Origin of the sequence: Anaerobutyricum hallii (assembly GCF_900209925.1) — a bacterium.
GTDB lineage: Bacteria > Bacillota > Clostridia > Lachnospirales > Lachnospiraceae > Anaerobutyricum > Anaerobutyricum soehngenii.
In genome coordinates this window covers 1,576,609-1,598,091 of sequence record NZ_LT907978.1, presented here as the reverse complement: position 1 = coordinate 1,598,091, position 21,483 = coordinate 1,576,609, and the positions used below count along the sequence as shown (strand labels likewise).

At 41.7% G+C, this 21,483-nt stretch carries 14 protein-coding genes; all 14 read left to right on the top strand.

Going from position 1 to position 21,483, the window contains the following annotated elements; translation table 11 throughout:
- Positions 1 to 5: 5 nt before the first annotated feature.
- The 14 genes from EHLA_RS07280 to EHLA_RS07215 all read left to right on the top strand — a co-directional run bounded on the left by EHLA_RS07280 (position 6) and on the right by EHLA_RS07215 (position 21,481).
- Positions 6 to 2,765 (top strand): YodL domain-containing protein, encoded by a 2,760-nt coding sequence (locus EHLA_RS07280; RefSeq protein ID WP_015528429.1) that lies wholly within the window; start codon positions 6 to 8, stop codon positions 2,763 to 2,765.
- A 27-nt stretch (positions 2,766 to 2,792) separates the two neighbouring features.
- On the top strand, positions 2,793 to 2,999 hold the full coding sequence (locus EHLA_RS07275; protein WP_055059678.1) for a PIN domain-containing protein: 207 nt from the start codon (positions 2,793 to 2,795) through the stop codon (positions 2,997 to 2,999).
- 283 nt (positions 3,000 to 3,282) lie between these two features.
- A complete protein-coding gene (locus EHLA_RS07270) occupies positions 3,283 to 3,522 on the top strand; it encodes a helix-turn-helix domain-containing protein (protein ID WP_054337273.1) in 240 nt (79 codons plus the stop codon).
- Between the two features lie 87 nt (positions 3,523 to 3,609).
- Positions 3,610 to 4,347 (top strand): LytR/AlgR family response regulator transcription factor, encoded by a 738-nt coding sequence (locus EHLA_RS07265; protein ID WP_015528430.1) that lies wholly within the window; start codon positions 3,610 to 3,612, stop codon positions 4,345 to 4,347.
- Positions 4,344 to 5,639 (top strand): sensor histidine kinase, encoded by a 1,296-nt coding sequence (locus tag EHLA_RS07260; protein ID WP_015528431.1) that lies wholly within the window; start codon positions 4,344 to 4,346, stop codon positions 5,637 to 5,639. Before EHLA_RS07265 ends, EHLA_RS07260 begins: the two co-directional genes overlap by 4 nt.
- A gap of 101 nt (positions 5,640 to 5,740) precedes the next feature.
- On the top strand, positions 5,741 to 5,899 hold the full coding sequence (locus tag EHLA_RS07255; protein WP_015528432.1) for a cyclic lactone autoinducer peptide: 159 nt from the start codon (positions 5,741 to 5,743) through the stop codon (positions 5,897 to 5,899).
- Positions 5,899 to 6,498 (top strand): accessory gene regulator ArgB-like protein, encoded by a 600-nt coding sequence (locus tag EHLA_RS07250; RefSeq protein ID WP_054337272.1) that lies wholly within the window; start codon positions 5,899 to 5,901, stop codon positions 6,496 to 6,498. The genes EHLA_RS07255 and EHLA_RS07250 overlap by 1 nt, the downstream gene beginning before the upstream one ends.
- 89 nt (positions 6,499 to 6,587) lie before the next feature.
- Positions 6,588 to 7,307, top strand: coding sequence for a thioesterase II family protein (locus tag EHLA_RS07245; RefSeq protein ID WP_179961046.1), 720 nt, complete (start codon positions 6,588 to 6,590; stop codon positions 7,305 to 7,307).
- A gap of 10 nt (positions 7,308 to 7,317) precedes the next feature.
- Positions 7,318 to 8,004, top strand: a complete 687-nt coding sequence (locus EHLA_RS07240; RefSeq protein ID WP_015528434.1) for a 4'-phosphopantetheinyl transferase family protein — start codon at positions 7,318 to 7,320, stop codon at positions 8,002 to 8,004.
- A gap of 1 nt (position 8,005) precedes the next feature.
- A complete protein-coding gene (locus EHLA_RS07235; protein ID WP_015528435.1) occupies positions 8,006 to 9,595 on the top strand; it encodes a (2,3-dihydroxybenzoyl)adenylate synthase in 1,590 nt (529 codons plus the stop codon).
- A gap of 14 nt (positions 9,596 to 9,609) precedes the next feature.
- A complete protein-coding gene (locus tag EHLA_RS07230) occupies positions 9,610 to 17,283 on the top strand; it encodes a non-ribosomal peptide synthetase (RefSeq protein WP_096240012.1) in 7,674 nt (2,557 codons plus the stop codon).
- Positions 17,283 to 18,716, top strand: coding sequence for a condensation domain-containing protein (locus EHLA_RS07225; RefSeq protein WP_015528437.1), 1,434 nt, complete (start codon positions 17,283 to 17,285; stop codon positions 18,714 to 18,716). Before EHLA_RS07230 ends, EHLA_RS07225 begins: the two co-directional genes overlap by 1 nt.
- 13 nt (positions 18,717 to 18,729) lie before the next feature.
- Entirely contained in the window at positions 18,730 to 19,722 is a 993-nt protein-coding gene (locus tag EHLA_RS07220) for an alpha/beta hydrolase family protein (RefSeq protein WP_015528438.1), read from the top strand.
- Between the two features lie 19 nt (positions 19,723 to 19,741).
- On the top strand, positions 19,742 to 21,481 hold the full coding sequence (locus EHLA_RS07215; protein ID WP_015528439.1) for a non-ribosomal peptide synthetase: 1,740 nt from the start codon (positions 19,742 to 19,744) through the stop codon (positions 21,479 to 21,481).
- Positions 21,482 to 21,483 lie beyond the last annotated feature (2 nt).

Genomic DNA, 21,483 nt, shown 5'->3' with positions numbered 1-21,483 from the left:
TTTATATGGCGAGAAATATGATAACAGGAAAAGAAACGCAGAAAATGCAGGAATTTACGCAGGAACAGATAGACCGTGCAGAACACATGGGAATAGCGCTTCCAGTAGATGTAAAAGAACAGATTTTTGAATATGCAAATCTGATTGGCGAGGAAGAGAAAGTAAGGACGTTGGTAAAAAATCTGACAGATGCAATCAATCAGGCAGATGAAGATAAAGTAGAGGAACTTCTGGATGATGCAAAAATGGATATTCAGGACCTACCAGATCCAACCATAGGTAAGCTGGAATTACGTGATTATGGATATACAGCAGAAGACATGGTGCCGCTCAGAAAAGAAGCAGCTTTGGATTATCACAGAATGGGTTCTAAGATTTATTGCCTGGGCAGCGATGGCGGTAAGGGAGAGTATGCAAGTAAAGAAATGATACAGGCACACGAAGGGCTGTTTGGCATGGAATTACAGATGTGGGAACGGATAAGGGATCAGGATCTGGATTATGCCGATGAAGATTTTGGAGCATTTCAGGAGCCTATGAGTGTCATTGACCAGGAAGAAGCACTGAAATTATACGATGCCGGAGCAGATATCTATCTGATCACTAATTTTTCATCACCAATCTATGTCACGGAACGCAAGGAAATCGAACGAGGACCGGAGCATTATCAGATGTCCATGGCAGAACGGGAGCGTTTCCGTAACCTGGAATGGGAAATGCAGAAATATCCGCAGATTCAGTCTTTGAAAGAGGCAAACCTGTTGTTAGGAACAAGGCGAACCTTTGGTATTTATCAGATCAAAGATGATTCACCGGGCGAAAATTATGTATTTATGAATATGAGTTTTATTGAAAGTCATGGTATGCAGATAAAAAAAGAAGATTATGAGCTGGTCTATGTTGGAGAATTACTGGGAAATACGTCACTGGATGATATTTTTGAAAGGTTCAACATTGATAGACCGAAAGACTTCCGTGGGCATTCCCTGTCTGTCAGTGATATCGTTGTTTTGAATGATGGGGAAAAAGTAACAGCTCATTTTGTAGACAGTATCAGTTTTGAACAGCTGGATTCTTTCCTGAATCTGGAAGAACAGGTTCTTAGTGAACTGGCATATGAGGTAGGAGAACGGTATTTTGCTATTCAGAGGACAGAAGAAGGATACGATTATTCCTTTTACGATGAAGATTTCCGTCTGATGGATGGTGGCGTCTATGAAAATGATGAAATTTCTATTGAAGAAGCGGCAGAGGAACTTTTGGAAGACGAAGGCTGGACTGGAGAACGCATCCGTGGGGATTATGATCAGTTGATGGAAAAAGTGAAAGAAATGGATGAGGTTGTAATGGCAGAGATTCAGAAAAGCCAGGGCGAATATAAGCCACTGGCTAAGGTAGAAGAACTGGAAGAGGAGAATTATAACATGATTGACAATGTACTTAACAATATGCCACTGAAGAAAGAACCTTATCTGGAATACTTTGCCACAGAATGTGATGAGTTCCATGATATGGGAGCTTATGAAAAAAGTACCGATGTTAATCAGATAGCTGCAGTCTATGAAAAATATAAGGAGAATCCAGAAACTGCGTATCTGGGATGCTCGATGGGAATTATCTATCGTGATCCGGAAGACAGTTACTACGATGATGCTGAATTTGCAATCGTAAAAGGAAATACAGTACTTGGAAATCTGATGGATGATGTTCGGTTTTACGGAGAGCTTGCACTGGTACGGGAAGGGATTGAGAAAATTCATGAAGCATTGCCGGACTACAAGTATGTACCGATGAGGGATGTTCGAGAAGCAATGTATCCAGAGAAGATGACCACAGAACAGCTGGCAGAGGCACTGGATGAGATTGCAGAAGCATTTGATCCGTATGATTACCGGGATCATGTAGAACCAGGGCAGGATACCTTACAGGAAGTCATGCTGGATCTGCAAAGTGGAAATGTTGGTTCTTATATTTCCTTTCTGAAGGATGTGATTGAAGAAGACTGTGAGCAGTCCGTGTGGGCAGGTGTTTTGCTGGAACGGCTGAAATCCTACGAACCAGATATATCCAAAGAAACAGAGCCGATGGTGTATGTGAATTACTGTGAAAAGCGGGAGCTGATGGAACCACGCTGTCAGAAGCTCTCAGATCTGGATTCCCGTACTGCACAGAAGGATAAGGAATGGTACGCAGACCGTAATCCGAGGACGGATGAGCCGATGGTAACAGCCCAGATGTTTTTTACTATATATTATGCGGAAAAAGGCGATAAAATGCTGCAATATTTCAAAGGGAAAATAGATATTGGAACAGGAAATGGCGGTATTTTAAGTCAGCTGAAACTCCAAAATGAACTGAAACTTACGGATGAAAGTTGGATTGGTTATCTGAAAAACAAGGGAAATGAAGAGTTTCAGAAGTGTATGGAAGATCTGACCGATATGCAGAACCATGTGCTGCCATATTTGCAGAGCTTTTGCAGTCTGGAAGAAAAAAGTGTGCAGGAAAAGCAGGAACGGCAGGTTGCAGAAAAGCAGGACAGCAGAGTAGAAGCGTCAAGAGCAGCGAATGTGACAAAAGGGGATAATGACAAAGCTGTGAAAAAGGTAGTTTCGAGTATGCAAACAGAAAAGAATAAAGCAACTACGAAGGCAAAGAAGCCATCTATTCATGAACGACTGGAAATCAATAAGAGAAAAATCCAAGAAAAGCAGGGAAAAGATGACCCGGAGAGAGGAGCTGATCGGGATGTAAGAACGGTATAAATTTATAGAAAGGCACTTGGCTCCGTTTTGGACATAGCAAAAGTGCTGACAGTGACGAACGAAGATGTGCTGCCTGCTTATTTGCAGAGAGTATCTGATTTTGAAGACTGCCTGCTTGCAACTTGTACGAAGGCGAATCAGTGTGATGCGATTGTGACAAGGAATAAAAAGGATTTTCTTTCCTTTTGGATTACACTGCTTTCTCCGGAAGAACTGCTGAATATTTATTCGTAAAATATGTTTTTACAATCGGTAGCAGAAGGAAAGTTGAATGATAACTCCGATCCAGCATACTGGAAAATATAAAAATTTTATAACAAAGTGGAAAACCCTGCGTAGGATCAGAAATGTTCTCACAGGGTTTCATGTATCTAATAAAATATAGAAATTTAGCTGATTTCTGCTAGAATAAGAAAAACTGTTAAAAAAATATCGTACATAGATCAAAAAGACTATATATGGGCGACCTTTTAAAGCCGATTTATATAAAATAGAAGAAAAAAAGGTGGTCGATACCGTGGATATAAAAACAGCGGTCATATATCGTTTAAACGATCTGATTAATCAGAAAGATATCACAGTGAATGAGGCGGCGGTATGTTCTGGCGTTCCTCCTTCGACATTAAAGAATATTTTGTATGGTCAGAGTAAGAATGCTGGCGTAGTTACAATAAAAAAGATATGCGATGGATTGGATGTCACAATACAGGAATTTTTTGCTGATCCCATCTTTGCAGATTTGGAACCCGAACTATAGGAAGAGTAAATGCTCATAGGATTCAGATTCTGCAGGATGGATTTTTTATGAAAAAGAGTTAGGAAAAACTAACCTATGAGGACATAGATGTATAAAATAGCAATTTGCGATGATGATAAAAATTATAGGGAGAAAATAGAGAAGGTTATAGAAACGGAAGGGATTCTTCCTAAGAGCGAGATACGGTTTTATGAATACGAGTCAGGAAAGGAACTACTGGAAAATGCTGATATTTTGCATGATTTGGTCTTTATGGATATGCGTATGCCCGGATTGGATGGGAATAAATCGGTACTGAAGCTGAGGGAATACAATAGGGCAGCGATATTGGTGTTCTGCTCCGGATACTTTGAACCGACTCCAGATAGCATCAATATTGGGCAGCCGTTCCGTTATATTATGAAAGACTTGCATGACAGAAGTCTGAAAAGGGAAATCCCTGCGATTTTATCAAAAGTAAAATTGCACTGTGGAGATTATTCCGTGACGGTTACATCAGCGGGAAGAGTAATTCGTATCTATACGGAAGACATTTTATATATCTGTCTGGCGAAAAGGGGTTGCTCTATATACGTTGCTAGGCAGGGGGAGATAGATGAGATGCATTGTAAGGAATCTTTAGGCGATTTATATGAACGTCTGGCCGGAAGGGGATTTGAGTATGCACATAACAGTTATATTGTAAATCTGGCGAAAGTGGAAGGATTGGAAAAGAATGTGGCGCTGCTACAGATGGGAATCCAATTGAATGTTTCAAGGTCGAGAAAAGGTCAGTTTGCTGACGCTCTGATCATGTTTCTTGGGGAAAGGAACGGCATGGTATGATAGTAAGAGATTTTTTGATCTGCCTTCTTCAGATGTATCTGTTGGAAGATCTGGAAAAGAACATGCTCCCATACAGAAGAGAAAACTTTTTGGGAAAATTTCTCGTATATTTTGTCATAGCGCTGGTAATGCTCGGAATCAACCACTTGGAATCCTCAATATTTAATATGGTAATGATTCCGGTAACGTATATGATTGTGTCAATGGTTGTGTTCCGGGGAAATATATGGAAGAAGCTGGTTATAGTATGCTGCTATTATGTGCTGGCAATTATTCCTGAATTTCTCTTTGCAACGCTTACGAATGCGTATGGCGTGACAGGTGCATCTGAGGGTTTTGGGACGGAAATAGAAAAGACATTAGCGCTACTACTGATGAGTACCATGACATTTCTGTTTATTAAATGCATTAATCAGGTAACGAGAAAAAGGGATTATCTGACGATTGAGAATAAAACTTTTACTGTGCTGCTCATGCTGCCAACCGCTACGATCATTATATTAGGATGTGTGTTTTATTCAAATATTTCTTTTGAAGGAATGAACAGGGTTATGGTTCCGGTAGGAGCTTCACTGCTGCTATTGACGAATATCTTCATTTTCTCAGTGTTTGACCGGTTTGTAGAGAAATCAGAAGAAGTGAAGAAGATGGCCCGGCTTTACCAGAAAAGCAGGGCGGAGATTGCTAATTTACAGTATATGAATAAGGTCAATGAGGATAACAGGGCATTCTTACACGATATAAATAAATTTATTTGTACAGTAGCCGGTTTGATGGAAGAAGGAGAAAATCAAGAGGTCAAGGAGATTATGGAACATTTAGGTGTCCGGATTCAGAGCCTTCAAAAAGGTGTGTATTGCGAACACCCGATCTTGAACAGCATCCTGTGCGAAAGGAAATTCCTTGCGGAATCTAAGAATATTTCCTATAAGATTACCCTGGGTAATGATCTCAGGCTGGACTTTTTGGAAGAACTGGATATGATCTCAATCGTAGGTAATCTTTTGGATAACGCACTGGAAGCGGCAGAAAAGACAAAAGATGGCCGATATGTAGAATGCAGGATGTATATGGGAAATGAGGAACATTTCCTTGTTATGGAATTTTGCAACGGGTATGTTGTTCCGCTGTTAAAGGACAAGGACCGGTACATAAGCACCAAAAGAGATGCAGACAGTCACGGGATCGGACTGCATACGGTTGGAAAACTGGTTAAAAAGTATGCTGGAATTATGAGAGTGGAGGTCGGAGAACAGGAGTTCTCTGTTAAGCTGATCTTTACAATAAAATAAAGATGTGCAAAAATCGCCCAAAAAGTTACCGTTTTTGCCACGGTAATTGAAAAGAGGGCGATTTTTGTGTAAACTTTCGAAAAAAAAGGAGGCATGTAACTATGAAAAAAACAATCAGAAAAAGCTTGGGTATCAAAGTACTTGGAGTTGTAAACTGTCTTGCACTCTGCCTGACGGCATATACGGCAAATCTGGCGTGCAACTGGCTGTACTATCAGGAAGAAGAGCCGGAAGAAGTTAAGAAAATGAGGAAATTCTAGTGTGGAAAAAAACTACCGGCTGGCTTTTTGAAGTGCAAAAAAGGAACGGGATTCTTGAAGAAAAAGACCGCAGGTTGTATGAATATGCTTACGGTGTACTGCTGGGCAGGGTCGCGATATACCTTATCACTGTCATACTTGGTATCGCAACGGGGAATTGGCTGGAGATGCTAGTCTTTTTATTGCCCTTTACTGTTCTAAGGCAGTATGCCGGAGGAATTCATTTAGAAAAAGCAGGGAGCTGCATGATTGTTTCCAGTATCCTTGTCCTTCTATGCAGTCAGTATCTGGCATCTGACCTAATTGTGACGTGGCAAATGCGGATTATATGGCTTGTCGCAGTTGGATTCATATTTGCTATGGCACCGGTGGATGCCAGCAGCAAGAAACTGGATGTGAAAGAGAAGAAAGTTTATGGGATGCGCGCGAGGGTAATTTTAGTGATTGAATGTGCGATAGCAGGTGTTTTTTCTGTGACCGGATATTCCCTGATCGTAAAGGGGCTTATGGTAGCGCATATTGTTTTGGCGTCCGGTTTGATATTGGGATGGATCAAAATTTTTTTTGACAAAGAGTTAGAGGTAACTAATTACAGGTAGAAATAAGAAATGATTGAGAAAAACATATTACAAAATGATGGTAAACAGAGAGAAAAAGAACATTATGCCAGAGGAATATAAAAGTGAATATGAAATTGATAAAAAATACGGAAAACATTAGTAAAGAGAAAATAACCTTGTTTTGTCTGCCATTTGCGGGAGGCGGTGCTTCTGCTTATAACCAGTGGGCGAAAAAGATGCAGGGGAAAGTAACGGTATGTCCAGTTCAGCTTCCGGGAAGGGAAGAACAGATCATGGAGAAACCGTATATAGATATGTCGGTTATGTTAGATGACCTGGAAGAGGCTGTAAGAAAGGTTGTGTACGGACCGTATGCCTTATGGGGACACAGTATGGGTGGGAAGATCGCCTATGAGCTGGAAAAACGGTTGGAGGCAGCGGGATATACTGCAAAATGTCTGTTTATTTCCGGCAGCCGGGTTCCTAGTATTCCGGAGCCAAATCCAATCTATCATCTTCCGGATGAAGAGTTTAAGAGGGAACTGGGGAGATTTGAAGGGACGCCAAAGGAGGTACTGGAGAACCAGGAATTGCTGGATTTCTTTCTGCCTATGCTGCGGGCAGATTTTACCATGGATGAAACGTATTATGACAAGGCGGGAATAGTGCTGCATACGCCTATCGCTGCATTTGGCGGAGAAAAGGACGGAGAAGCGGATGAGAGTGCGATCTTGGAATGGGGAAAGTATACGGACAATGATTTTAACTACAGGATATTTCCGGGAGGACATTTTTATCTGCGGGATTGTGAAGACGAAGTAATAAGTGAGGTCATGAGACTGCTTTAGAGAATGAAAAATGGAGATTAAACGATACGGAGAAAAGGAATTTCTGTCAGCAGACAAACTTTATATCCGTGAAAATGAGATACATATATGGTGTATCCGCTGGTCTGAAATGACAGATTTCTGGAAGAACCATGAATATATCCTGAGTGGGCAGGAATTGGAGCAAGCCGGAAGATTCCGTTTTCCTGAAGACAGGATGCGTTATATAGCCGGGAAGGTTGTCGTGCGGATCCTCTTAAAAAGATACTTAGATATGGAAACGATTGATTTTTCTGTCAATGAACTGGGTAAGCCTTATCATAAAAAGATTGCAGGAAAGCGGACAGTGGATTTTAACATTTCGCACTCGGGTGAATTCATACTGGCGGTATTCGCTGTCGGAATGGATATCGGAGTGGATGTGCAGGAGATGGCAGAGTGCCCGGACTATAGGGAGATAGCGGAAAATTTTTATACTGCAGAAGAAGCGGAAGATGTAAAAAATGAAGGACCGGATCTGTTTTTCCAGTACTGGGCGGCGAAAGAGGCATATGTAAAGGCGCTTGGGATTGGATTAGGAAGAGGAATGGATTTCTTCTCTGTCAGAAACGGAAAAATTGCAGAAAAAGATAAGAAAGATCAGGACTGGTTTCTGTATCCGGTCAGGATCAAAGGATATGCTGCGTATGTGGCGGCGCATAAGAAAGGAGACAGATAAAATGGGTTATAAGAAAGATATGAGCAAATATGAGAATCTGGAAGGCTGGGAGAGATGTGGCTTTGGAGAACAGCTTGATAGGTGGGCGGAAAAATATGGAGAAAGAACTGCGGTCACGGACAGTGAAGACGAGATCAGTTATATGGAATTAAAGCAAAAAGCAGATTGTCTTGCGGCAGCTTTTCTGCGTAAAGGGATTTTAAAGGGAGATAAAGTGCTTGTGCAGCTTCCGAACAGGATTTCTTTTGTGATCGTGTTTTTTGCGCTTTCCAAGATTGGGGCGGTGCCAATCATGATGCTGCCGGCCCACAGGGAGGCGGAACTGGAAGGAATTATTGAACTGGCAAAGCCGGCCGCTTATATTGTGGTGGAGAAATATCTGGGATTTTCATATGTGCCGATGGCAAATGCGATGAAAGAGAAATATTCATGTATCCGGCATATATTTATAGATAGCGAATCCGGGGATATCAGTGGAATGATTGCGGAAACGTGTGGAGAAAATGGAGCATTTCCGGCTGTGGATGGGTATGAAACGGCGGTGCTTTTGCTGTCAGGCGGGACGACAGGGGTTCCGAAACTGATTCCGCGCACCCATACGGATTACATGTATAATGCCCGCATGTCCGCGAAGAGATGCCGCCTGGATAGCAGTGACGTTTATCTGGCGTCTCTTCCGGTAGCTCATAATTTCCCGTTATGCTGCCCGGGGCTTTTAGGCACGCTGGACGTGGGAGGAAAAGTTGTGCTTGCGTCTGCGACCAGCCCGGATGATATCCTTGACGCAATTACAGAGGAAGGTGTCACGATAACGGCATTGGTTCCTGCTATGGTTACTGTGTGCATGGAAATGCTGGAATGGGATGAAGATTATGATATATCCAGCCTGCGGATTTTGCAGGTGGGCGGCGCAATGCTGGAAGATTCCCTTGCGGATAAGATCATTGAAGAATGGCCGTGTAAACTGATGCAGGTATTTGGTACGGCGGAGGGGCTACTGTCCTTTACTAGCCCGGAGGATGAAGGTTCCCTGATCGCAAGATGCCAGGGAACTCCGGTGTCTCCTGCGGATGAAGTGAAGATTGTGGATGAAGAAGATAAGGCCGTACCGGAAGGAGTTTTTGGGGAATTATTATCCAGAGGCCCGTATACGATTGATGGTTATTATATGGCGGAGGAAGCGAATAAAAAGAGCTTTACGCCGGACGGATTTTACCGGACGGGCGATAAAGCTATGTGGACGAAAGACGGAAGGTTACGTTTGGGCGGGAGGATCAAAGAGCAGATTAACCGCGCCGGAGAAAAGATCATGCCTTCAGAGATTGAAGCTTACCTTTGCAGGCATTCGAAAATCAAAGAGGCAGCCGTTGTCGGCGTTCCGGATGAAACCCTTGGAAACCGGATATGTGCATTCCTTGTGACCGATGATGAAGCCGGGATCGATTTACAGGAAATCCACAGGTTCCTGCGGGAAATAGGCGTTGCGGCGTATAAAATGCCGGATCAGATAGAATGGGTAGAGACATGGCCGCTGACCAGCGTAGGAAAAATAGATAAGAAAGCATTAGAACGGATGGCACAGGAAAAATAGAAGGAGACAGAATTATGGAATATATAGAGATAAAGGAACAGATCAAACAAAAGCTGCCGGTAGCCAGAGATTTGGGAGATTCCGAAAATCTGCTGGAGCTTGGGCTTTCATCCCTGACGATCATGCGTCTGGTAAACCAGTGGAGAAAACAGGGGGTTAAGGTTTCATTCGGTTCATTGATGGAAAATCCTACCCTTGAAGGCTGGTGGGCGCTAATCCAGCGCAGCATGAAGAAAAAAGCGGGCAAAAAACGGGCGCAAGAATCTAAGATAACGCCGGAAAAGGATATGAAACAGCCGTTTCCTTTAACAGACGTACAGTATGCATATTGGGTTGGCAGGGATGAAGAACAGGCTCTTGGAGGAATAGACTGTCATGCGTATTTAGAGTTTGATGGGGGAAATATAGATCCGGAGCGTCTGGAAAAAGCATGGAATGTGCTGCAGTATCATCATCCCATGCTGCGTGCCTGCTTTCTGGAAGATGGGACACAGAAAATCCTGGATAAGCCGTATTGTGAAAAAATAAAGGTTCATGATTTTTCACGGATGCCATCTGAGGAAGCCGAGGCAATGGCAGTATCTGTCAGAGAACGTTTATCCCATCGGAAGCTAAAAATCGAGGAAGGCGAAGTGGCAGGAATAGAGCTTACGCTTTTTCCTGAAAATAGGGCACGCATGCACGTGGATATGGCACTTTTGGTTGCCGATGTACAGAGTTTGCAGATCTTATTGAGGGATTTGGCGGCTGCCTATCGCGGAGAAAGCCTTCCGGCAGAATCAAAAGGGTGGAATTTTGCTTCTTATCTGGAACGGCAGAAAGAGGAAGATAAGGAAGAGAGAAACAATGCAGAAGGATACTGGAAAAAACGCTTGGAGCATTTGCCGAAAGGGCCAGGCCTGCCACTGGCAAAACGGCCGCAGGAAGTGACAAAGACTGTATTCAACCGCAGGATTGTAAGGATTGGCAAGGAAGAGTGGGCTCATCTGCAAGTACGGGCAAAGGAATACCAGACAACTCCGGCAATGGTTCTTCTTACTGCATATGCGACGGTTTTGGAACGGTGGAGCAGGAATCATCGTTTCCTTATTAATATTCCATTTTTTAACCGGAAAACAGAGCAGCAGGGATTGGAAGACGTGATAGCAGATTTCACTACACTGTTATTGCTGGAGATTGACTGCGAAGGGAATCCGACGTTTGCAGAATTGCTAGACAGGATCCAGAAGCAGCTCCATGAGGATATGAAGTATACGGCATATTCCGGCGTGCAAGTCCAGAGAGACCTTGCACAGATGTATGGAGACGCATCGGCAGTGGCGCCGGTTGTTTTTGCCTGCAATCTGGGAACGCCGTTGGTAAATGATATGTTCCGGAAAGAACTGGGGCAGTTTTCCTATATGATTTCCCAAACGCCGCAGGTGTGGAATGACTTCCAGAGTTATGAAGATGAAAATGGCGTACAGCTTACATGGGACAGCGTGGATAAGTTATTCCCGGAGAATATGATCCCGGATATGCTGGAGTGTTTTGAGAATCTTCTGCATGAATTGGGAAAGAAGGACTGGAATCAGCGATTTGATGTGCTTCCTGAAAAAAGAAAAAGAGAAATTGAAGATACAGCGCGTACAGGAGTGCCGGAGCGTGTGGAATGCCTGCATTGGGCTGTTATGAACCATGCGGAAGTTTGCCCGGAAGATATTGCGCTTATTGATGCGGGAAGCGGAAGATCGGTTTCCTATGGGGAATTAAAAGCACGGGCGACAGCAGTGGCGGCAGGGATTTCAGAAAAGGATATTAAGGGAGTCCCGGTTGCACTTACCCTGCCGCGCGGGATAGAACAGATCGAGGCGGCATTAGGAATTTTGCTTTCCGGAAATTCATACCTTCCGGTCAGCTTAAGCCAGCCTAAAGATCGGAGAGCGTTAATCCATGAGAAGACGGGAGTCCGCTATGTGGTCACGAATCGGGAATTATCCGAAAAACTGGACTGGCCGGAAGGTACGGAAATCCTTGTGATGGAAGGTATGGAAGAGGGACAGGAAAATGTGAGACTGCCAGAGGTGTCGCCGAAGGACAGCGCCTATATCATCATGACGTCAGGCTCTACAGGTGTTCCGAAGGGTGTAGAGATTGCGCATGAAAGCGCATGGAATACGGTTCAGGATATTAATGAAAAGTACCATGTGACAAGTGCAGATCGGGCGCTGGCTGTATCAGCTATGGATTTTGACCTGTCGGTATATGATGTTTTTGGAATTTTAGGCGCAGGAGGAACATTGGTATTGCTTCCAGAGCAGGAGAGAAGGAATGCGGATTACTGGCTGGAACAAGTGTTGAAATATCAGATTACCGTTTGGAATTCAGTGCCGGTGCTTCTGGATATGCTTTTGATACGGGCGGAATCCATGAAACAGAAACTGCCGATCAGGGCGGTTATGCTTTCTGGAGATTGGATTGGGATGGATCTCCCGCAGAGGGTTGCGGCATGGACAGAGGATTGCCAGTTTGTCGCTATGGGAGGAGCTACAGAGGCAAGTATCTGGTCCAATTATCAGAATGTTACCCTGCCGATGCCGAAAAACTGGAAATCTATTCCTTATGGAAAGCCACTCAGATATCAGGCATATCGTGTTGTGGATGAGTATGGAAGGGATTGCCCTTACTGGGCAGAAGGCGAACTCTGGATTGGCGGTTTTGGTGTAGCAAAAGGATATAGGGGAGATTCTGCGCTTACGGGGCAGAAATTTATCACAGATCAGTATGGAAGATGGTATCGGACCGGCGATCTCGGAAGAATCTGGGATGATGAGACAATTGAATTTTTGGGAAGAAAAGACCATCAGGTAAAGATTCGCGGACACAGGATTGAATTGGGAGAAATTGAACATGCGATTCAGGAGTTTCCGGGTGTGGCTCATGCAGTTGTTGATACAGTTAGTGATGGTCATGGCAATAAAACGCTGGCTGCTTATATCGGAGCGCCGATACAGGAAGATTCTAAAGTTACAACGTATTTGTACGGCACAGATATCTTTGGCGGGGGCTGGAAAGAACTGAAGGATGATGTCAGCAATTGGCAGATGCAGCAGGAACGGAAGACAGCATACAAAAATTTCCTTGCCTATGCAGACCAGAGATGTGTACAGCTTATGCTGGAGACACTCATAGAGTTAGGCATTTTTGTATCAGAGAAGGAAGTTCTTTCGCAGAAGGAAATTTTTGAAAAAGGGAGCATTACGGAAACACAGAAGAATACTGTGGCAAGATGGTTGGAAATTTTAAAGAAGGAAGGAATCCTGAGAGAAGAGGACGGCAGACTATCGCGTACCGGGAAGGAAGTGGCTGTACCGGAAAAAGCTGGAGATACGGAAACGTATTTTAATAAACTGAAGCCGTATCTGAAGCATATGGTTACTGGGAATGAAGTTCCGCTGGACGTATTCTACCAGAAAGAGCCGGCTTTGGCTCCGAATATGCTGCTTCGGAGGATTCCGGGCTGCGAGGAAACAGTGGAAAGACTGGTGCAGGGATTAAGGCTTCTGGCAGAAGAACGCAGAAAAGAGCCACTCCAGATTATAGAAATTGGTACAAGGGACACTGCAATTACAAGACAGTTTTTGAATGCACTGGAAGATGTAAGCGTGGCTTATACTTATGCGGATTCTTCAAAATATTTTCTGCAGGAAGCAGAGAAAGAACTTGCGGGATATGAGAGAGTCGAGTTTGAGATGCTGAATCTGGAAGAAGGCATGGATAAGCAGCAGATGTCCTTGCATAGTTATGACGTTGTGATATCGGTAAATGCTTTACATAGAAATATTGATGCTGCGGATGCGGTAAAGAAAGTAGCGGAATTACTGAAGCCAAACGGAATATTGCTGATGACTGACCTTGTGGTAAGGACATACCTTCAGGAACTTACAGCGGCTTTTTTGGAAAATGGTTTTGCGGATATTCGGGACAAGAGAAAAGAAGCAGGGCTGGTTACCCCGGATTGCCTGCTGTGGAGAGAATGTTTATCAGAGGCAGGATTGGGCGAAGACTGTGCTGTGACAGAGAGATATGGAAGATGTATATGCTGCAGCAGACAGCAGGCGTCTGTCCTGTCCTATCATAATGGAGCACTAAGGGAATATCTGTCAGAAAAACTGCCGGAGTATATGGTTCCACAGAACTATCATTTCATGGAGCAGCTCCCAACATTGTCCAATGGGAAGATTAACAGGAAGCAATTGCGGGAAGATTTTAAAGAAGAAACTGCGGTTATCCGATTTTCAAAGGCAACGACAGAAACAGAAGAAAAGCTTTTAGATATCTGGAAACAATTATTTGGATATGAAAATATCGGAATTGAAGATAATTATTTTAGCCTTGGGGGAGACTCGCTGATTGCCACAAGGTTGATCTCGGAAGTACAGAAAACCTTCGGCTGCAAAATAACGATCAGCACGATTTTTGAAAATCTGACCGTAAAATCTCTGGCAAAAGCTATTGAACAGTCCGAACAGAAAGAAGAAGATACACTGCAGATCAAACCGAATCTGGAGGAAGCATATCATCCGTTCCCATTAACCGATGTGCAGTATGCTTACTGGCTTGGCAGAAGCGGATTGTATGAATTGGGGAATGTTGCAACGCACTGTTATTTTGAACTGGATGCAGACGGCCTTGATACTGAGTGCGCAGAGACGGCATGGAATCTGTTGATACAGAGGCATGGGATGATGCGTGTTATTATCCAGCCGGATGGTATGCAGCGCATACTGGAGAATACTCCCCAGTATCATATTGACGTGACGGATATCCGACAATTGGAAGTGACAGAAAAAGAAAAGGCATTGGATGAAAAACGGGCAGAGATGTCTCATCAGGTAATTCAGACAGATGAATGGCCTCTGTTTGATGTGCGAATCACTAAAATAGAGGACCAGAAGCATAGAATCCATATCAGTTTTGACAATATTATCTTTGATGGCTGGAGTATGTTCCATCTCTTAAATGAGTGGGCAGAAGTATATCGAAATGGAAAAGCGGAAATGCCGATTACTTTGTCTTTCCGGGATTACGTGCTGGGACTGGAGCAGATAAAGTCTACCTCTGCTTATGAGAAAGATAAAAAATATTGGGAGGACCGGGTGGAGACTTTTGCGGACGCACCGGATCTGCCGCTTGCAAAGAACGAAAGCCAGATTACAGAGCAGCGTTTCTGTCGCCGGAGCGCAAAACTGTCACAGAAAGAATGGCAGTCTGTAAAAGACGCGGCGGGAAGACTGGAGGTAACGCCTTCTGTTCTTTTGATGAGTGCTTATGCGGAGACTCTCCGCTTGTGGAGCAGTAATAAGGATTTTACACTTAATCTGACGCAGTTTGACCGGAAACAATTGCATCCGGAAGTGAACAATCTGGTTGGAGATTTTACAACACTGACATTGCTGGAGATAAAGAATGCAGGGAATAATTTTGCGGAAAGGACAAAGGCAATTCAGAAGCAGCTTACAGAAGATCTGGAGCATACAGCTTATGGCGCGGTTGAACTGGAGCGCGAATTAAAGAAAAAGACTGGAAATATGCGGGGCGCTATTATGCCGGTAGTGTTTACCAGTGGCCTTGGCGTGGAGCAGTGGAATGAAGGAAAGTGGCTTGGAAAACTGAACTATAACATTTCACAGACGCCGCAGGTGTGGCTGGATCATCAGGTGGTTGAAATGGATGGCTGTTTATGCCTGTTTTGGGATTCCGTGGACGAATTATTTTATCCGGGAATGCTGGATGAGATGTTCCGGGCATATACCGGCCTGCTTCATACGCTAGCAGTTCATCCGGAGATCATGCAGGAAAAAACGGCAAGTCTGGTAACAGCGGAAATTTCAGAAAAACGGCGTCAGGCGAATGAAACGGCGGCTGAATTTGAAGAGAAAACGTTGGATGGATTATTCTTGGAGGCGGCAGACAAATTTCCGGATAAGGAGGCGCTGGTAACGTGCAGCAGGCGGATGACTTATCGGGAGATAAAAGAAGAGGCGTTTTACATTTCCGGGCAGTTGAAGAGCATGGGAATAAAAAAAGAAGAGACGGTAGCTGTATTTATGGAAAAAGGGTGGGAGCAGGTAGTTGCTGTTTATGGAATCCTGTTTGCCGGAGCCGCATATCTTCCGATAGATATCCATAATCCGAGAGAACGAGTTGAAAAGATTCTCCGTGACAGTGGAACAAGAATCATTCTTGTGCAGAATCAGGCGTATGATCAGGATACCGAATGGCTGCACGAGTGGGATTGTATTTCTGTGTCTGGATTAAAAACCGATTCTGAATACAAAGCACAGGAGAATAAGGCGGGAGACCTTGCGTATGTAATCTATACGTCGGGAACAACCGGGATGCCGAAAGGAGTAATGATTACTCACCATAATGCAGTGAATACAATACTGGATATCAATGCACGCTATCAGATTACAGAACAGGATACGGCGTTTGGAATCTCCAATCTTCATTTTGACCTGTCTGTTTATGATGTTTTTGGCGTTTTAGGCGCAGGTGGGAAATTGGTTCTTCCGGATCCGGAATATGGAAAAGATCCAGCGCATTGGATTCACTGGTTGAATCATGAGAATATTACCGTATGGAACAGCGTGCCAGCTTTTGTAGAAATGCTGGCAGAATATGAGGAATATCAAAGGCAGGTAACTTCACAATCGTTGCGGTTGGTAATGATGAGTGGCGACTGGGTTCCGGTTTCACTTCCGGGGAGAATCCGTAATCTGTTTCAGAATGTTGAGATTGTTGCACTTGGAGGAGCGACGGAAGGCAGTATTTGGTCCAATCATTTCGAGATCCCAGAGATTGTGCCGGAAGATTGGAAGAGTATTCCGTATGGGAAACCGCTTGCAAACCAGAAGTATTATGTTCTGGATCAGAATATGGAAGATTGCCCTGACTGGGTACCGGGAACACTTTATATTGCCGGAGATGGCGTTGCACAGGGATATTTAAACGATAATGAAAAAACAGAAGAAAAGTTTGTTGTTTTAGATAGAACTGGGGAACGATTGTATTGTACTGGAGATATGGGACGGTATTGGAATGAAGGTAATATTGAATTTCTTGGAAGATTGGATAATCAGGTAAAAATCAATGGATATCGGGTAGAATTGGGCGAAATTGAAGCTGCATTACGAAGGATTCAAGGTATAACGGAAGCGTTTGTTTTTTTTAAAAGGGATAATGCGATAGAAGACATATGTGCTGTATTAGTAGAGGAAAAAAGGTATCGTGACCGGATAGACAAGTTTTATAAGGAAATGTTAAAAAAAGATCTTCCGATCTATATGATTCCAACAGAATATATTAAAACGAATGCTATTCCGCTTAATTCAAATGGGAAAAAGGATATTCATAAAATTTTGATTGTTGCAGAAAAAAATAGAAAGCCTATTTTTAAAAAGAATAATAATTGTAAACAGCTTACTCAACTTCAGGAGCAATTACTCGCAATTTGGAGAGAAGTTTTAAAAATTGAAAATATTGATATAAATGATAACTTTTTTGAAATAGGTGGAAATTCGATACAGGCAATACAAATTACTAACCAAATGACGGAGAAAATAGGGTGTTTTATGGATATCGGCAAGTTATTTGAGTATCCGACTATCAGCAAAATCGAAAGATATATATTAGAGGAAACGTAATGAGTAAATACATATTTAATAATGATACCGATATTTTGGAGTTTTTGGAGCAACTTAGAGAGAATGGCATTCAAATTTGGGGAGAAGGGGAGAAAATTCGATACAGATCTAAAAACAGACAATTGGCACCGGAAACATTAAGGATTCTTAAAATGGCTAAAGGTCAAATTTTAGATTTCTTTCGAATGATCGAAAAAAATGTGATTCCATTAACATCAATACAAACAGCTTATGTTGTGGGACAAACGGCTGGGTGTGAGTTGGGAAATATAAATGCGCATTATTACATCGAATATACAATAGAATCTTTGGATGTTGAACGACTTGAGCAAATGATAAATCTGGTTATTTCTAAAAATGATGCATTACGGTTGATTGTAACACATGAGGGGAAAGCGAGTTTTTTAGATAATGTGCCATATTATTCTGTGCCAGTTTATTCATTATATGATGGGAATGATAGAGAGCAAAAGCGGCTAGAGAGAAGTCATCATAGGTATAATTATTATAAATGGCCCATGTTCCATTTTTGCGTTGGGAAAACATCAGGAAAGACAAGTGTTTTACATGTAGATTTTGATTGTATTATTTTGGATGCATGGAGTGCAAAATTACTGTTGAACGAGATTTTCAGTTTGTACTATGGAAAAGATGTTAAATTTCCACGAATCTCTTTTATGAATTACATGAGATTAAAAACAGATAAAGGAGATTTGGAAGCTGAAGAATACTGGAAAGAAAAAGTAAAAAATATGCCGAGCTTTCCCAAACTGAATTACCAGAAAAAATTTGCAGAAGTGCAGAATGTAAGATTTGATAGAATTGAATGTGATTTTTCTTTTATAGAAACACAACGATTATATCAGAAAATAAAAAACTATCATTTTACTCCTGCTGCAGTAATTTCTACAATTTTTATGAAAACACTGGCACAATATAGTGAAACTCCAGGACTTTCCATAAATGTAACATTGTTTAATAGACAGTTATTGCATGAAGATGTGAATGGGATACTGGGTGAATTTACTAACAATGCAGTAATATCATACCAAGAAAAAACGGATTCTTTATTGGATGCTATTCGAGCAACTCAAGAACAGATGTGGCGGTTAGTTCAATATAGAAAATTTGAAGGAAGCAATATATTAAAAATGCTTTCTTCAGGTAGAGCAGGAAAAGCGATTATGCCAGTAGTGTTTACTTGTATGCTGGAGGGGAATGTGTCTAAGGTAACAAAAAAAAGATATTCATTCAAAGAAGAATATGCGATAAGCCAAACACCGCAGGTGGTTTTAGATCACCATGTAAGAGATGATTTGGGATATTTGAAGATTTCATGGGATTATATTATTGACATCTTTGATAAACAATATATTACTGATATTTTTGGCGCTTATGTAAATAATATAAAGAAATTTATGGAAAAATATTAGGGAGAATAAAAATATGTTTGTAAAAGAATTGGAAATTACTTTGGAAAATGGAATGAAAATTTCAGGAGAATTAGATTTGCCAGAAAGGCAAGGTCAATGGAAAACGATTATTTTATTTCATGGTTCCGGTCCATCTGATCGGCACGCTACAGTTGAATCCATGGGAGGTATAGTATCCCGTAATTTTGATTTATTGAGCGAAGGGTTTGTGAAAGCTAGATATGCGGTATTTCGTTATGATAAAAGAGAAAATTATGATATAGAAATAATTATTCGGGATGCCAGAGAGGTAACGAGATTTGTTTCTGGCTTGTCTGAAGTGGAAGGAATTCTGTTTTATGGATGGAGTGAAGGAGTACGAGTTTGTACAACTTTAGTTTCAGATTTTCCGAATGCGCAGGCTTTGATTCTTCAGTCGGGTATTGCAGAAGGATGGAGTTCCTATTTCTCTTATATATTGCGCGAACTTACAGTAGAAAAGTTGAAAGAGTTGGATAACAACAGTGATAGCATATTAGAAATTTCGGATTTTTTGAATTGTATACCGGACTCCACATCTATCGCTTTCTCTCTGTATTTACTTATTCTTGGTACGGATAAGGAGGGAAATATGAAATTTAATGAAGAACTTGATCCAGAAGGGAAAGGAAGCTTCAGCATAATAGATAATTGGATACCATTGGCAGATGAAATAGTTGCAGATCCTACTACTTTAATTCGATTTGCTGAAAATGCTCCTGGAGAAACATGGGCAGGAATATTAGATGACATAAAAAAAATCCAATTACCTATTTTAGTACTTCATGGTTTGAATGACGGATGGATTTCTCCGGTAGAAGCTGTGCAAATAGCAAAGGCAGCAAGGAATAATGCAGATATAATTTTGTTTAAAGGGTTGGGACATTCACTTTCTAAGGTAAGTTCTCCATTAAAGGATGAAGGCGGTACTATAGAAGATGAGGTTATTGTGAGAGTCGTAAAATGGCTTAAAAAGAATGTGGAATAGTTGAGGAAAGGAAATGTATATGATGAACGATCGAGAGTTTTCTAATAGAAAGGAAACATTACATGGAGAATTTTATGAAAATGCATTGAAATATCCAGAGAGAATTGCGCTTATCTATGAAAATGAGAAAGTTTCTTATAAGATGTTGCGTTTATATGCGTTGCGTGCAGCAAACTATATGTGGCAAAGAGGAGTAAGAAGAAATGATAAGATTGTAGTTATATTGCCGAGAGGTATTGGACAAGTAGCTGCATTGTTAGGAATTCTTGCAATAGGTGCAGCGTATGTTCCGATTGCGATGAAGCAGCCGTTAGGACGTCGGAAAAAAATCATAGAAAATGTCAAGCCGGCTCTTGTATTGCAGGATGAAGCCTTTTTAGAAGAGAATCCATGGACTGGGTGTATTGAAAATAATTCAAAAGATACTGCCTATATTATTTATACATCGGGCTCTAGCGGAGAACCTAAAGGAGTAGAAATGAGTCATGTGGCTGCAATGAATACAATAGAAGAAATTTTACATATGTGGAATATTGGTGCGGAAGATTCCGTATTAAATATATCAGCATTTGATTTTGATTTGTCGGTTTTTGACATATTTGGTCTTTTAACTGTTGGAGGGACAATTGTTTTAATTGATGAAGACGACTTTAGAGATCCAGAAGTATGGAAAAATCTGATAGAGATTTATGGAATTACTATTTGGAATAGTGCCCCCGCGTTATTGGACATGTTTTTGATAATGGGGGAAAATAATCATTTTGGTAAATTGCGGTTGGCATTAGTGTCAGGGGACTGGATTCCTTTATATTTACCGGAGAAATGGTATAAAGTAACTTCAGCAAACTCGCAATTTGTAGCGTTGGGCGGAGCGACAGAAGGCGGAATTTGGTCCAACTATTATTGCGTTTCAAAAGTAGATAGATTGTGGAATTCTATTCCTTATGGGCAAGCATTACCAAAACAGAAATATAGGATTACGGATGAAAATTTTGTGGAGTGCGGAGTTGATATTCCTGGTGAATTGCAAATTGGAGGTGGAAGTCTGGCAAAAGGCTATATTAATGATGAAGAGCTAACAATGAAAAAGTTTATTACGGATGTAAAAGGGGAACGTTGGTATAGAACAGGAGATCGGGGAAGGCGATGGGCAGATGGAACGATAGAGTTTTTAGGGCGAATGGATACCCAAGTAAAGATACGTGGACATCGAATTGAGTTGGGAGAAATTGAAAGTGTATTAAAAAGTATTTCAAGAATAAAAGAAGCCGTAGTTGTTGCTCAGGGGGATAAATACCATAAAGAATTAGTTGCATTTTACTTGGGAGAGTACATTGCAGAGAGTGAAATAGAAGATTATCTTAAGATACATCTTCCTGAGTATTCTATACCGAATTCTATAAACAGATTAGAAAATTTTCCTCTTAATGCAAATGGAAAAGTTGATAGAAGAAGATTGGCAGAATATCAGAAAACTGATAGTGTGGAAATAATGTCTGACAAAGTATTAAATATTGTACTGATGATTTGGGAGGAGCTATTGAAAAATAAAGTGGCTGATTTGGATGAGAACCTTTTTAAGATAGGTGCAGACAGCTTGCTTGCGGCTAGATTTGTTGCGGCTATTAATGCTCGTTGCGGAATAGAGGTACGCATGAAAGAGGTCTTTATGAATCCATCAATTAACGCACTAACAAAATTGGTTGATAAGAGAAAAAATACAGATATAGCAGAATTTGTAGAAGAGGGGGAAATTTAAAA

Excerpts from the sequence above, each read along its gene's own strand:
- EHLA_RS07260 (WP_015528431.1), top strand. The coding sequence starts at position 4,344 with ATGATAGTAAGAGATTTTTTGATCTGCCTTCTTCAGATGTATCTGTTG.
- EHLA_RS07240 (WP_015528434.1), top strand. The coding sequence starts at position 7,318 with ATGGAGATTAAACGATACGGAGAAAAGGAATTTCTGTCAGCAGACAAA.
- EHLA_RS07265 (WP_015528430.1), top strand. The coding sequence starts at position 3,610 with ATGTATAAAATAGCAATTTGCGATGATGATAAAAATTATAGGGAGAAA.
- EHLA_RS07220 (WP_015528438.1), top strand. The coding sequence starts at position 18,730 with ATGTTTGTAAAAGAATTGGAAATTACTTTGGAAAATGGAATGAAAATT.
- EHLA_RS07255 (WP_015528432.1), top strand. The coding sequence starts at position 5,741 with ATGAAAAAAACAATCAGAAAAAGCTTGGGTATCAAAGTACTTGGAGTT.
- EHLA_RS07230 (WP_096240012.1), top strand. The coding sequence starts at position 9,610 with ATGGAATATATAGAGATAAAGGAACAGATCAAACAAAAGCTGCCGGTA.
- EHLA_RS07280 (WP_015528429.1), top strand. The coding sequence starts at position 6 with ATGGCGAGAAATATGATAACAGGAAAAGAAACGCAGAAAATGCAGGAA.
- EHLA_RS07235 (WP_015528435.1), top strand. The coding sequence starts at position 8,006 with ATGGGTTATAAGAAAGATATGAGCAAATATGAGAATCTGGAAGGCTGG.
- EHLA_RS07225 (WP_015528437.1), top strand. The coding sequence starts at position 17,283 with ATGAGTAAATACATATTTAATAATGATACCGATATTTTGGAGTTTTTG.
- EHLA_RS07215 (WP_015528439.1), top strand. The coding sequence starts at position 19,742 with ATGATGAACGATCGAGAGTTTTCTAATAGAAAGGAAACATTACATGGA.
- EHLA_RS07245 (WP_179961046.1), top strand. The coding sequence starts at position 6,588 with ATGAAATTGATAAAAAATACGGAAAACATTAGTAAAGAGAAAATAACC.